At 64.3% G+C, this 13723-nt stretch carries 12 protein-coding genes; 7 read left to right on the plus strand and 5 right to left on the minus strand.

Going from position 1 to position 13723, the window contains the following annotated elements:
- Positions 1-727, minus strand: a 727-nt coding sequence (locus KDH09_10160) for a methylenetetrahydrofolate reductase (protein MCB0220046.1), incomplete at its 3' end; no start/stop codon positions are given.
- A 257-nt stretch (positions 728-984) separates the two neighbouring features.
- Between KDH09_10160 and KDH09_10165 the strand changes: the two genes are divergently transcribed.
- The 4 genes from KDH09_10165 (at position 985) to KDH09_10180 (ending at position 5207) form a co-directional block, all read left to right on the plus strand.
- The gene (locus KDH09_10165) at positions 985-2463 is read left to right on the plus strand and encodes an inositol-3-phosphate synthase (GenBank protein ID MCB0220047.1); all 1479 of its coding nucleotides are present in this window, start codon (positions 985-987) and stop codon (positions 2461-2463) included.
- A gap of 191 nt (positions 2464-2654) precedes the next feature.
- Positions 2655-3677, plus strand: a complete 1023-nt coding sequence (locus KDH09_10170) for a hypothetical protein (protein ID MCB0220048.1) — start codon at positions 2655-2657, stop codon at positions 3675-3677.
- A gap of 116 nt (positions 3678-3793) precedes the next feature.
- Entirely contained in the window at positions 3794-4672 is an 879-nt protein-coding gene (locus KDH09_10175; protein ID MCB0220049.1) for a phosphotransferase family protein, read from the plus strand.
- Positions 4673-4847: 175 nt separating this feature from the next.
- Positions 4848-5207, plus strand: coding sequence for a hypothetical protein (locus KDH09_10180; GenBank protein MCB0220050.1), 360 nt, complete (start codon positions 4848-4850; stop codon positions 5205-5207).
- A gap of 3 nt (positions 5208-5210) precedes the next feature.
- On the opposite strand, the gene KDH09_10185 is transcribed toward KDH09_10180, so the two are convergent.
- Positions 5211-6305 carry an acyltransferase family protein gene (locus KDH09_10185; protein ID MCB0220051.1) on the minus strand — a complete coding sequence of 365 codons (1095 nt, stop codon included), beginning with the start codon at positions 6303-6305 and terminating at the stop codon, positions 5211-5213.
- 19 nt (positions 6306-6324) lie between these two features.
- Positions 6325-6774 (minus strand): hypothetical protein, encoded by a 450-nt coding sequence (locus KDH09_10190; protein MCB0220052.1) that lies wholly within the window; start codon positions 6772-6774, stop codon positions 6325-6327.
- A gap of 256 nt (positions 6775-7030) precedes the next feature.
- Between KDH09_10190 and KDH09_10195 the strand changes: the two genes are divergently transcribed.
- The 3 genes from KDH09_10195 to KDH09_10205 all read left to right on the plus strand — a co-directional run bounded on the left by KDH09_10195 (position 7031) and on the right by KDH09_10205 (position 10132).
- Positions 7031-8224, plus strand: coding sequence for a cofactor-independent phosphoglycerate mutase (locus tag KDH09_10195; protein MCB0220053.1), 1194 nt, complete (start codon positions 7031-7033; stop codon positions 8222-8224).
- Between the two features lie 319 nt (positions 8225-8543).
- Positions 8544-9515 carry a class II fructose-bisphosphatase gene (gene glpX / locus KDH09_10200; GenBank protein MCB0220054.1) on the plus strand — a complete coding sequence of 324 codons (972 nt, stop codon included), beginning with the start codon at positions 8544-8546 and terminating at the stop codon, positions 9513-9515.
- Between the two features lie 32 nt (positions 9516-9547).
- Positions 9548-10132 carry a hypothetical protein gene (locus tag KDH09_10205; GenBank protein ID MCB0220055.1) on the plus strand — a complete coding sequence of 195 codons (585 nt, stop codon included), beginning with the start codon at positions 9548-9550 and terminating at the stop codon, positions 10130-10132.
- An 11-nt stretch (positions 10133-10143) separates the two neighbouring features.
- On the opposite strand, the gene KDH09_10210 is transcribed toward KDH09_10205, so the two are convergent.
- Positions 10144-12828 (minus strand): O-antigen ligase family protein, encoded by a 2685-nt coding sequence (locus KDH09_10210; GenBank protein MCB0220056.1) that lies wholly within the window; start codon positions 12826-12828, stop codon positions 10144-10146.
- A gap of 20 nt (positions 12829-12848) precedes the next feature.
- A partial coding sequence (locus KDH09_10215) for a polysaccharide biosynthesis tyrosine autokinase (GenBank protein ID MCB0220057.1) occupies positions 12849-13723 on the minus strand: 875 nt, incomplete at its 5' end.

Here is a 13723-nt window from a genome sequence, read left to right on the forward strand (position 1 = left end):
CCTCGGCGTCGTCCTTGATAGTTTCGAGTTCGCCCAGCAGCTTGTCTGGAATCGTGGCGCCGCACATGCTGGTGAAGCGCTTGATCTGGTCGACGTTCAGGATCGGCATGATGCCGGGCACGATGGGAACCTCGATGCCGAGTTCCTTTGTCTTCGGGAGAAAATCCCAGAAGGCCTGGTTGTTGAAAAAGAGCTGGCTCACCAGGAACTGTGCGCCGGCATCGACCTTTTCCTTGAGGTGCCTCAAATCGTCGGCGGGGCTGGTGGCTTCCTGATGGGTCTCGGGATAGCAGGCGCCGCCGATGGAGAGCTTCGAGTTGGCGGCGATGAAGCCGGCCAGCTCGCTGGCGTGGGCGAAGCCGCCGGGGGCGGCCTCGAATTTCTCGGCCCCCTGGGGCGGGTCGCCGCGAAGGGCCAGGACGTTCTCGATCCCGGCAGCTTCAAGCTGACCCAGGATCTCGCCGATCTCGTCCTTGGTGTGCCCCACGCAGGTGAGGTGGGCCATGGCGGTCAGGCCGGTCTGCTGCTGGATGCGGCGAACGATTTCGAGGGTCTGGGTGCGGGTGGAGCCCCCGGCCCCGTAGGTGACCGAGACATAGGCGGGGCGCAGCCCCTCAAGGGCGGCGACGGTCTCGAACAGATTTTCCTCGCCCTGGGGCGTCTTGGGCGGAAAATATTCGAAGGAAAAGCACGGGGTTCCCCGGCCGAGAAGATCTGGAATTCGCATGGTCCCTGCCTGTGCGCGCCGCGCCCGGACGTGCCGGACTGTGGAAAAACCTGATTGGCGCGGGCCCCCGATTGATTGCCCTTTCCGGCCCCGGAAGCAAGGGGGCGCCCGGGCTTTTCCCCGGCGCCGAACTTCCTTGACAGCCGCTGGGGGCAGGGGTATACGAAGGGCCCTTATGTGGCGGAAACCTCGAACTTTTCGGGGTTTTTTGCGATTTCCAAATTCCGATTCCTAACCCTCGAGGCAAAAAAGAAATCATGGCCAAGACAACGAAGAAGGCTGCCAAAAAGACAGCACCCAAGACCAAGAAGGCGGCCCCCAAGAAGACCGCAGCGAAAAAGGCGCCCGCCAAAAAGGCACCTGCGAAGAAGGCAGCCAAGAAGAGCCCGGCTCCGGCCGGCGATCAGGCACTTATCCGCAAGCTCAAGAGCAACGCCGCCGCCGAGCGCAAGAAGCTCGGCCGCCTGGGCATCCTCATGGTCGGCGTCAACGGCGCCATTGCCACCACGGTTCGTGTGGGTATCGAGCTCTTCAAGAAGGGTCTCTATCCGGTTGACGAACGACAGGGCATGCTCGCCGAGACCGGCACCATCCGCGTCGGCGCCCGCGATACCTACACCAACATCAAGGACATCGTTCCCGTCGCTGATTTCAAGGACATGGTCGTGGGCGGCTGGGACATCAACAAGATGGACGCCTACCAGGCCGCGCGTTTCGCGAACGTGCTCGACCCCGCTCTCATCGACAAGGTGAAGAAAGAGCTCTCCGGCAAGAAGGCGATGCCCGGCTACTTCGACAAGGGCTACATCATGAATCTCGACGCAGAGATTCAGATCAAGGCCAAGACCAAGTGGGATGCGGCCAAGCAGATCATCAAGGACATTGAGAAGTTCAAGAAGGACAACCGCTGCGACCGTTGCGTCGTTCTTTATGTCGGTTCGACCGAGCGCTACCACGGTGAAGAGAAGGTCCACACCTCCATCGCCGAGTTCGAGAAGGGTCTCAAGTCCAACCACAAGGGCATCAGCCCGGGCATGATGTATGCCTACGCCGCGCTCACCACCGGCAGCGCCCATCACAACTTCTCGCCCTCGCTCTGCTGCGAGACCCCGGCGCTTCGTGAGCTTGCCCGCAAGAACGGCGTGCCCTTCTCCGGCAACGACGGCAAGACCGGCCAGACCTGGTTCAAGAGCGTCGTGATGCCCGGCTTCAAGGGCAAGGAACTCAACGTCCAGGGCTGGGCCTCCAACAACTGGATTGGCAACAAGGACGGTCTCGTCCTCGACGAGCCCGGCAGCTTCGAGACCAAGAAGCGCAGCAAGCAGAACCAGGCCGAGAACATTCTCGGCTACGGCATCGAGCAGCCCGTGCTCATCAGCTACTACAAGATCGCCGGTGACGAGAAACACGCGCTGGACCGCATCGATTTCCAGGGCTTCCTCGGTTACCACATGATCATCGACGTCTCCTTCTTCTGCCGCGATTCGATTCTGGCGGCGCCCATGGTCATCGACCTTGCGCGCTTCCTCGATTTCGCCAAGCGCCGCAACATGGCCGGCGTGCAGGAGTGGCTCTCGCTCTACTCCAAGAGCCCCGTGCCCGCGCCGGGCACCACGGTGGAGCACGACTTCTTCGTCCAGCGCGAGAAGTTCGAGAACACCATCCGTCACCTGGTGGGCGCGCCGCTCATCACCCACCTGGGGCAGGAACACTGGGCACGCGCGCAGGAAGCCTGACGCGCAACCACACATCGCATACAAAAGACGCGGGCCACATGGTCCGCGTCTTTTTTTTGTGCCTTCTTTTCCTGCGCTCCCTCAAGACTCTGTGGCAAAATGCCTTTTCAGCCTTGCCCCGCAGGGGGGTGGTCCGTAGAATCGGCGCTGAAAATGACGAGCGCGTCAGCGACGCGGGGAGGACGGGGAAGATGAAGCTGCGCCTGGAACCACAGGACGAGTACATGCATCCGCTCGAGGAAGCCAAGAACTTCAACGAGAGCATGTATTTCAATGTCTACGATTCACAAAGCAAGGTCGGCGGGTTCTTCCGCCTGGGCAACCGCGCCAACGAGGGCTACGCGGAGATGACCACGTGCCTCTACCTGCCCGACGGGCGGGTGGCCTTCATGTACCAGCGCCCCTCGATCAAGGACAACGATTCCTTTAATGCGGGCGGCATGAAATTCGAGGTGGTCGAGCCCTTCAAGGCGCTCAAGGTGAGCTACAAGGGCAAGGTCGTCACACTCGACAACCCGCTCGACATGGCCGAGCCGCGCAAGGCCTTCAAGGAAAACCCCTGGACCGACTGCGAGGTGACACTCGATTACTCGGGGCTCTCCCCGATGTACGGCGGCGAACCCGAGAGCGAAGCGGGCGAGCGCCTTGTTGAGCCCAACCCCGATGAGGGCGGCTTCGCCCGTGGCCACTACGAGCAGCACGTTGCCGCCAAAGGCACCATCAAGGTCGGTGACCAGAGCTGGGAGATCAGCGGCCACGGGCTGCGCGATCACAGTTGGGGCCCGCGCTTCTGGCAGAGCCCGTGGTGGTATCGCTGGCTCACCATCAACTTCGGCGACGATTTCGGCGGCATGGTTACCATCGTGACGAGCCGCGACGGCTCCCAGCGCATCGGCGGCATGATCTTCCAGGAAGGCCGCTACGACCTCATCAAGGAAGCCACGATCGAAACAACCTGGACCGGCGGCGACATGTACCACGAGGCGATGGTCGCCAGGGTGAAAACCGAAAAGGGCGAAGACTTCGAAATTACCGGCAAGGTGCTCAACCTGATTCCGCTGCGCAACCGGCGCAAGGATGAAAAGGGCGAAGACCTGATGACCCGCATTTCCGAAGGACTGACCGAGTTCCGCTGCCGCGACAAGGTCGGCTACGGGTGGTCGGAATACCTCGACCAGATCGTGGACAACCGCCCGGTGGGGGCCGCCTCTTGAGCAAGTTTTCCCCGGCTGAGCTCTCCGCGTTTCTTGAAGAAGCGGCGCGCGCGCATTTCGAGGGCGAGGTCATCATCGAAGACCTCAAGCCGCTCTCGGGCGGCGCCTCGCAGGAGATGTGGTCCTTCGTGGCCATTGTCGGCGGCGACCCGCGCCCGTGCATCCTGCGCCGCGACTCGGCGGCCAGCGCGCTGGGCATCTCGCGGGCGACCGAATACGAGCTCCTCTCGCTTGCCGACAAGGGCGGCGTGCCCGTGCCGCGCCCGCTTTTCTTCATGGGCAAGGAAGCCGGCGGCCCCGGCTACGTGATGGACCGGCTCGAAGGGCAGACGATTCCGCGCAAGATCCTGCGCGACGAAGAGTTCAAGCCCGCACTCCCGAAACTCGCCGCCCAGTGCGGCGAGGCGCTGGCGAAGATCCATGCGCTCGATGTCACGGGACTCGAAGGGCTCACCAGGGTGCCTGAGGGAAAGACCCCCGCCGCCCACGCGATTGCGATGCAGCGGCAGGTTTATGAGTCCCTCGGCGAAGCGCACCCCACGTTCGAGCTGGCGTTGCGCTGGCTTGAGCAGCACCAGCCCGAGGACTCGCGCCGCGCGCTCGTGCACGGCGACTTTCGCAACGGCAACCTGATGATCGATGGTAGCGGCCTCGTGGCCGTGCTCGACTGGGAGCTCGCGCACCTGGGCGATCCGATGGAGGATCTGGGCTGGCTGTGCGTGAAGAGCTGGCGCTTTGGCGTGAGTGACAAACCGGCTGGCGGCTTTGGTTCCTACGCCGAGCTCTTCGAGAGCTACGAGCAGCACGCGGGCGTGAAGGTCGATCCCTCGCTCGTGCGTTTCTGGGAAATCTACGGCAACCTCAAGTGGGGCGTGATCTGCATGCTGCAGGCCAGCTTCCACCTGCGCAAGCTGCGCCGCTCGGTCGAGCTGGCGGCCCTTGGCCGCCGCGTCTGCGAGATGGAATGGGACCTGCTCGAAATGCTGGAGAAGTAGCGCCGAAGGCGCGACTTTGTAGCCCTTCTCCCGCACTCGGGGGAAGGTGGCGCCAGAGGCGCCGGATGAGGGAAGCAGGTGCCGGCACGCAGCACCCCCTCAACCCGACTTCGCCAAGCCTGCATCGGGCAGCTCCCCCGTCAGCGGGGGAGCGCTAAAGGGAAGGATATTTTTCATGGCCCAGGACCGACCCACAGCCGACGAACTGCTCGAAGCCCTCGGAGAGTTTCTCGAAGAGAAAGTCTTCCCGAAGGTCGAGGGCGCCACGCAGTTTCACACCCGCGTTGCGATGAACGTCGTCAAAATCCTCCGCCGCGAACTGGCCGACGCCCCGGTCTTCGACGCCGCCGAACGGGGGCGCCTGCAACGGCTTCTCTTGAGTGACGAAGCCGACCTGACAAAGCTCAACGAAGCCCTCTGCAAGGAAATCCAGAGCGGGAGCTTCGACGAGCGCCGCTCCGAACTGATCGATCACCTCAAGGCCACCGTGCAGAACAAGCTGGAAATCGCGAATCCGAAATATCTTGGGGAATAAGGCTCAGGCCCCGCGCTCGCCCCAGACGCTCTTGCGTTCCTTGAGCAGGTCGTAGAGCAATTCCTGGATGGTCGCGCGGATGTCTTCCTTGATGCGGTTCACTTCGATCTCGTCGGAGGGATCGCCGCCGGAGACGTCGATGGGCTGGCCGTATTTGATGTACCACTTCGTGGGAAGCGGTACCAGGCCCAGCGGCCCGGTCCACGGCCAGGTGGGGGTGACGGGCAGGTAGGGCAGGCCCACGGCGCGCGCCGAAAGGCGCAGCTTGCCGATCATGGGCATGATCTCCTCGGCGCCGACCACGGCGACGGGGATGATGGGGGCGCCGGTCTCCATGGCGATGCGCACGAAGCCGCCGCGGCCAAAGCGCTGGAGCTGGTAGCGCTGGCGGTAGTACTTGCTGATTCCCTTTTCACCTTCGGGGAAAACGCACACGACTTCATTGCGGGCGAGCAGGCGCTCGGCGTTCTCGCGTGAGCCGCGAACCAGTCCCGCGCGTGCCAGCACGGGTGCCAGGAAGGGCACCGTCATGAAGAGGTCTTCCACCAGCGAGCGGGCGTGACGGTGCTGGGGGTGTTCCTTGCGCACCGCCGCCGAGATCATCAGCGCGTCGAAGGGAAGCGTGCCCGAGTGGTTGGCCACCAGCAGGGCGCGGCCCTTGTAGGGAACATTGTCGATGCCGATTGTCTCGACGCGCCAGTAGCGCTCATAGAGAAAATCAATGAAGCGGTCGAAGCGCTCAAGAAAGGCAGGGTCCATGCCGAAGTCGTCGACTTCGAGTGAACGGTTGGCCAGTGAGAATTGATTGAGTGCCTGCAGATAAAAGTCGGGTCGAACGAGCCGGCGCAGGCGGTTGACGCGATCGAGAATCGGGGAGAGCCCGCGGTAGCGAACCTTGGGTGCGTGCCACTCGCCCTTGCCGTGGGCGCGCCAGTCCTTCTTGCTCGCATCGAGGGAGCGGACCAGATCGCCGCGCACCATGGTGCGGTTGCCCCGGATGTCGGTGTAGTCGAAGAGTTCCAGGAGCTCATCCTTGAGCTCGTCGAGAAGGTCCTCGACCTCGGCACCGTCTTCGCGGGGCTGGCGGGAATTGGGCACTGGAGAGAGTCCTCGGTACTTACTGGGCGTCCGAAGAAGCAGCCGCCAGCTCGTCCTCGACCTTCTTCAGGTCTTTCTTGGCCTTCCTGAGGTCCTTGTCGCGCTTGTCGAGCTTGGCTTCGAGCTCGGCAATTCTGGTCTCCAGGGCCTCGGTATCGCCCGCCGCGCCAGTATCCTGCTTGAGCTTGCCCGACAGCTTGGTGATGCGGCTGTCGAGATCGGACATGGTCTTCGAGAGGGTCTTGATCTTCTCGAGGAGCTTGTCGAAGTGGGCCCGGTCGGGCAGGTTGAGCGCGCGCAGCACGCCCTGCATCTGGGTGTCGACCTGGTTGCGGGCGCCGGTGCTGAGCTCCAGCGCGCGGACCACGGACTCGGTAAAGCGCTCGTTCTGCAGCAGTTCGGCAGCAAACTGGGTGAGCTGCTTCTCGTTTCGTTCCATCACGTCGTCGAGGATTTCTTTGACGCCCATCGGATCAGTTCCCTCCGGTCAGAATCCGCGCGGCGGCCCACAATCGGGGCGGCGCGGGTGTTGGAGAAACATGGCCGCCGGGCCTGTCAGTGTCAAGAAAACCACCCAGCGCGGCCCCAGCGGCGCTTTGCGCGTTTGCAGGAGGCGGGGCAAGTGCCCTTGGCGGCGCGCCGCCGGGGCCTTATATTCGGGGCGCGCAGGATGGGGCTTTTGAGTCGGAACGCGCCCCGTCCCTTTTCAGCAGGAGATAAAAACGATGGCGAAATACGTCATTTTGCTCGGTGACGGCATGGCCGATCAGCCCGTTGCTGCCCTTGGCGGCAAAACGCCGCTCGAAGCGGCCAATACGCCCACCCTGGACAGGCTGGCCTCCCGCGGGGAGATCGGCATGGCCGATACCACCCCGCCGGGGCACGAACCCGGCTCGGACGTGAACAACATGGCGGTGCTCGGATACGGCGCCGAATACTACACCGGGCGCAGCCCGCTCGAAGCCGCTGCGATGGGCGTGGATCTGGGCAGCGACGAAGTCGCCTTCCGCTGCAACCTCGTCACGCTCGAGGGCGAGGGCCCCGACTCGGTCATGGCCGACTATTCGGCCGGCTCAATCACCACCGAGGAAGCCAGTGAGATCATCAAGACGCTCGACGAAAAACTCGGAAGCGAGAACCTGCGCTTTCATCCGGGCGTTTCCTACCGCCATCTAATGGTATTCCGCGGCGGCCCCGAGGATGTGAAGCTCACACCGCCCCACGACCTGTCCGACCAGAACATCAAGGACTACTACGCGCCGCACCCGCTGCTGCGCGAGATCACCGACAAGGCGCGCGAGATCCTCAAGGATCATCCGGTCAACAAGGCCCGCATTGCCGCGGGCAAGAACCCGGCCAGCTCCATCTGGCTGTGGGGACAGGGACGCGCCCCCAGCATGCCGAGCCTCAAGGAAAAGCGCGGGCTGACCGGCGCGATGATCAGCGCCGTGGACCTGCTCAAGGGAATCGGCATCTACGCCGACATGGAAGTGATCCACGTCGAAGGCGCCACCGGCGAGCTGCACACCAACTACGAGGGCAAGGTCGCTGCGGCGATCGATGCACTCAAGCGCCACGACCTGGTCTTCGTCCACCTCGAAGGTCCCGACGAGTGCGGCCACCAGGGCGCGGTCAACGATAAGGTCAAAGCCATCGAGTGGTTCGATGAGCGTGTTGTGAAGCCGGTGCTGGAGTATCTCGACTCCACCGGCGAGGAATGGCACGCGCTCATCTGCCCCGATCACCCCACGCCAGTGGAAACCAAGACCCATACCCGCGACCCGATCCCGTTTCTGATCGCCCGCTCCGGGGATGCCGAAAACGGCAGCACCCGCCGCTACACCGAGAAGGAAGCCGAGGACACGGGTCTCATGCTCGATACCGGCATCAAGCTGCTCCCGCGCCTGATGCAGAACTAGGTAGAATCCTTGCGCTGAAACGGAAGCGGGCATTCGAGCCGACCGGTGGGCGGGCGAGGCGTGCCTCGCCCCTACGGGTGTTGGTATTGCGGCAAATCAACGTGTCGCGCCGGCTTAATACTGTCAGTTCCGGCCTCATGTCCCCTGAGAAACCACTGCTCATCCCCTCGTAGGGGCGAGGCACGCCTCGCCCTTTTGCCGGTTGCCGATGATGTTTCGGCGCCTGTTGTTTTTCGGGCCATGCTCGCTACGCTGGCCCTCCCGCGCGCAAATCGTGCGTGCGGATGAGGCCCGGCGCGTGGGCCCCCGGAGGATCAACATGGATCGCAATCTTGCCCTCGAAATGGTTCGCGTCTCGGAAGCCGCCGCCCTCTCGGCCGCCAGGCTCATGGGGCGCGGAGATGAGAAAGCCGCCGACCAGGCCGCTGTCAACGCCATGCGCACCGCGCTCAACAGCATGGACATCCGCGGCACCGTCGTCATCGGCGAGGGCGAGCGCGACGAAGCCCCCATGCTCTACATCGGCGAGGAAGTCGGCAAGGGCGCCGAGCACGATCCGGCCGTGGACATTGCGCTCGATCCGCTGGAGGGAACGACCATCACCGCGCACGGCGGCCCCAACGCGCTGGCCGTCATTGCGGTGGCCGACCACGGCAACTTCCTCCACGCGCCCGACACCTACATGGACAAGATCGCCGTCGGCCCGCGTGCCGTGGGCAAGGTCGATCTCGATGCCAGCCCGCTGGAGAATCTCAAGCGTGTTTCCGAAGCACTCGGAAAGCCCGTCGAAGAGGTCACGGCCATCATCCTCGACCGTCCGCGCCATGAGAAGCTCATCGCCGAGGTCCGCGCCGCGGGCGCGCGTATTCGTCTCATCGGTGACGGCGATGTTTCGGCGGCCATTGCCACGACCTTCGAAGACACCGGCATCGACATCCTTTTTGGTACCGGCGGCGCGCCCGAGGGCGTGCTGGCCGCGGCGGCGCTGCGCTGCACCGGCGGTGAGATCCAGGGGCGCCTGAACTTCCGCAACGACGGAGAGATCGAGCGCGCAAAAAAGATGGGCCTTGCCGATCCCCACAAGAAATTCACGACCGAAGAGCTGGCCGCGGGCAACGTGATGTTTGCCGCCACCGGCGTCACCGACGGCGACTTCCTGCGCGGCGTTCGCTACACCAGCCAGGGGGCACGCACCCACAGCGTGGTGATGCGTTCGCAGACCAAGACGATCCGCTACATCGAAGCCAGCCATCACTTCGATCACAAGCCCGCGACGCATCTGCCCTCATAAGGCGAGGCGCGCGAGCGAGGGGGAGGGGCCAGATGGGCGCGCATGAGTGCATCGCCATTGCCGGGCCCTCGGGCTCGGGAAAGAGCGACCTGGCCTACCGCATCCGGGGCGGGCTCGTCCTGGAGATGGACGACTATTTTCGCGATTTCTCGCACGCCGATTACTACCTCGATCCCGACTGGGATACGCCGCGCGCCTACGATCTCGACCTGCTCACTGCTCACGCAAAGGCTTTGCTTGCCGGCGAGGAAGTCGAACTCGTTCGTTTCCATTTCCGCGAAGGCACCCGCCGCACCGACCGCCGCGTCTCGCTCGCGCCGGGGCAGCCGCTCATTGTCGAAGGGCTCTACGCCTTCGCGCTGGCACTTCCCTGGACGCTCAAGATTTTCATCGAAGTGAGTTTTCCCGAAATGGTTGAGCGGTGTCTGCCGCGCGACCAGGCCGAGCGCGGCCGCGCCGATCTCAAGAAACTGCTCGGGATGTACGAACAGAGCTGGCGCAAGTATGAGAGCGAACTCTTTCCCCAACGCGAGCGCGCCGACGTGGTGCTCGCCTCCGACTGGGGGACGCGCCTGCCAAAGGAGCTCGACGTCCCGGCGCTTCGCGCCTCGACCTGAATCGCTGCGCCCTAGTCCGCGCTCTCCAGAAATTTCTTTGCCCGCGCATTCTCGGGATCGATGCGGATGATCCGCTGGAAGTAGGGACGCGCGCGCTCGGGGAGTTTGAGGCGCGTGTAGGTCTCGGCGATCTTCTGCAGGGCGGGTACGGGATTGGCGTCGCGGCGGGCCATTTCTTCCCACTGGTTGATGGCCTCGTGGTAGAGCTGGCGCTTCAGGTAGTAAGCGGCCAGTTGCCCGCGGTAGGTCGAGTTGCCGGGATCCTTGCCCACCGCGCGGCGCAGTTCCTGAATCGCTTCCACCCATCGCCCGAAGGCGGCGTAGCTCTTCGCCAGCTCATAGCTGTAGACCGGATTCTCGGGGAACTTCTCGGCCAGGGGCTGCCAGAATTGATAGCCCGAGACGCCGCCCAGGGCGGCCTGCGCCTTTTCGAGCTCCCGATAAACCTCGATCTGGTCAGCGTCCACGCGAAGCGCTGCGTAGAAGGCCTCCACCGCGTCGGCCCAGCGATCGGTCCTGGCCTGCGCCTTGCCCAGGATCAGCAGGGCGGTCGCGTCACCTGGATGGCGCTCGACGTAGTGGGCGACCACTTCGCGGGCGCTCTCGTGCTCGCCCGCCTCGGTCTGTGACTGGTAGAGCGCCGCAACGAGCTTGAAGTCATCGGGGCTGAGCAGAAACGCGCGCAGAAGCTGGCGCCGGTAGTCGCTCGTAAGGCCCGCCTGCTTGAAGATGCGAGCCAGGCTCAGGTGCGCGTCGGCCTGGTCGGGAATGACGGTTTCCATCACGGATGAAATGCGCCGCGCCGCCGCCGGATCGCTTTCGAGCAGCGAGGCAAAGAGATTCAAGACGTCGCCCAGCACGCGGCGGTCAATGTCGATGGCCGCGCGAAGATCCAGCGCCGCCAGCCCGAGGCGCCCCGCGTACCAGTAGTAGCGCCCGCGCTCAAGCAGGGGGTAGGGGTCGTTGGGTCCCAGTTCCACTGCGCGCACGAAGTGGCGCGCGGCCAGTTCATTCTCGCCCAGCTTCCCGGCCAGTGCGGCCAGGTCCGTGCGATAGAGCGGCTCGCGCGGGGAGTGGGCGACGGCCTGCTCCAGAGCGGCGAGCGCTTCACGACGAAGCCTCTCTTTGAGCGCCTCGTCCTTGCTGGTGGCAGCATTGGCGAGCAGGGCGCGCGCGTGCTGGTGGTGGAACTCCGCATCGTTCGGGCGGAGGCTCAGGGCGGCTTCAATTTCTCGCTGTGCGGTATCGGGCCGTCCGATCTTCAGCGCCGCGATGGAACGCGCGGCCGCCCGGTCGGCGCGCGCCACCTGCGTGGCAAGAAATGCGCAGCCGCCCAGCGCGGTAAAGGCTGCCAGAAACACCAGGGCGCGCAACGCGGCATTCCGGGGGAGTGGCCGCTCGGCGCGTTCGGTGGTCTCGCGGTGGGACGCGGCGGCGGTCAGCACCGCGGTCAGGGCGATGGCCACTGCCGCGTTGGCCGGAATGTGCAGCGGAAAATCGAAGAGGCCGTGCACCGAAATGAACAACAACCCCAGTGCGCCGCCGCGGGCCAGGCGCCGGTAGTAATTGTCGCGAATGGGATGGCTTGGGTGAAAGCTGTAGGAGAGAAACGTCACGACCGCGCCGCCGCCCAGCACAAAGCCGACAAGGCCCGTTTCCGAGAGAATCTGGAGCCACTCGTTGTGGGCGAACTCGACGAGGTAGGGCATCCCGGGCGGACGGTGATTGGCGAAGGCGTGCTCGAAAGTCCCAAGGCCCACGCCCAGCAGCGGCTGGTCGAGCCAGATGGAGAGCGCCGCTTTCCAGAATCCGATGCGCTCCAGGGCGGAGGCCTCATGCCCAGCCGCCGCGTTGCTCACGCGCGCGAGCAGCGGCGCGGCACCGAACCACAGGGCAACGATGCCCACGATGAGCGCGGCGATGGCGACGCCGCCTGCAAGGTTGCCGGCGCGCCTGGGTGTGGGGGAGCTGAAACGGTCGGCGATCACCGCCGCTGTCACGACGGCCATGGCCAGCAGGCCGCCCAGCGAGAGGGTTAGAATCAGAAACGTGCACAACGCAATAAAGAAGGCGAGGTAGACGGGTGCCTGCTGGGTGACCGGGCCGCCGCTGGAACTGCGCGAACGCATTCCCAGCGCAGAATACAGCGCCAGTGGCGCAAGCATTCCGAGCAGACTGGCAAAGTGATTGCGGTTGACGTAGGAGCCGGAGTGCCCCCAGCCAAGATAGGCGACATGCCCGGTGTCAGCACCCACGCGCTGCGCGACGCCCCAGATGGAGACGACGATTCCGGCCAGCAACAGCGCGAAGACCGCGCGGCGCAGGCTCGCCCGGTCACGCAGCACGCTGATGAGGGCGAAGTAGAGAATCACATAGTTGGCGCCGAAGAGTACGGCGCGAAAGCTCTGTTCCCCGTCTATGGAGAACGGAAGCGCCGAGAGCGCCGCCACCCACAGGCCGACAGCGACCAGCAGCGAGCGAAGGTTGGGCAGGTAGAAAAAACCGTCGGCGCGTGCCGCCAGCAGGGCAAAGCCCGCGGCCAATGTGCAGAGCAGGGAGAAAACCAGACGCCCGGTGGGCGTTACGGCGCCGAAGTCGGTGAGTGAAAAGGCATACAGGCACGCCAGCGCAACGAGCGCGGCGTCCCGAAAACGCGGGCGCCCCGGTAATTGGCGGCCGGCATTCGAGTCTGCCACGTCAGGCTCCGCGCACCGGGCTACTTCGCGTCGGCCGAGTAGGCCCCGGTATAGGCGTAGTAATAGTAGCCCTGCCCCTCGGGTGTAAGGCGGTTGAGCGTGGCGCCGTAGAGGTGGGCGCCGGCGGCTTCGAGCTGGCGAATCGTGCGCTGGATGAGCGTGCGGTTCATTTTCTCCATGCCGAAGACCAGGAGCACGTTGCGGGCGACCGAGGCGATGATGCTCGTATCGGCCACGGCCAGCACGGGGGCGGAATCGATGACGACCTGGTCGAAGTCCTTGGAGAGCGCGTCGAGAATTTCCTTGAGCACGACCGAGTCGAGCAGCTCCGAAGGGTTCGGCGGGATGAGGCCCGCGGGCAGAACGTACAGGTTTTCGACGGAAGTCTCCCGCAAGGCCTCGCGGTAGTCGGTGATCTCGCCCGAGAGCAGATGGGCCAGCCCCGGGCCATGGTTCAATTCGAAGGCATGGCTGATGCCGGGGTTGCGAAGGTCGGCATCGACCAGAACGACCCTGCGCCCAGAGAGCGCGATGGTCGCCGCGAGATTCGATGAGATGGTGGTCTTGCCCTCCTGCGGGACCGACGACGTTACCAGCAACGTATTGCCCGAGTTGCGGGCGTGGGAGAACTTCACGTTCGTGCGCAGCGTGCGGAAGGATTCGCCGGCGACGCTCTTGGGCAGATCGCTCGCAATGCGAGAGGGGATTACATCACCCAGATCGCCCTCTTTCATCTTGGGGATGGTGCCCAGGACCGGTAGCTCGAAGAGGTGCTGGAATTCTTCGACCGAGCGGATGCGCGGGTCGAGCCATTCGATGAGCAGACCGACGAGCAGCGCGAGAAAGAGTCCGCTGATGAGGCCCACCATGACGATGCGCCTGCGATTGGGGAAAA

The sequence above is a fragment of the Chrysiogenia bacterium genome (assembly GCA_020434085.1).
Taxonomy (GTDB): domain Bacteria; phylum JAGRBM01; class JAGRBM01; order JAGRBM01; family JAGRBM01; genus JAGRBM01.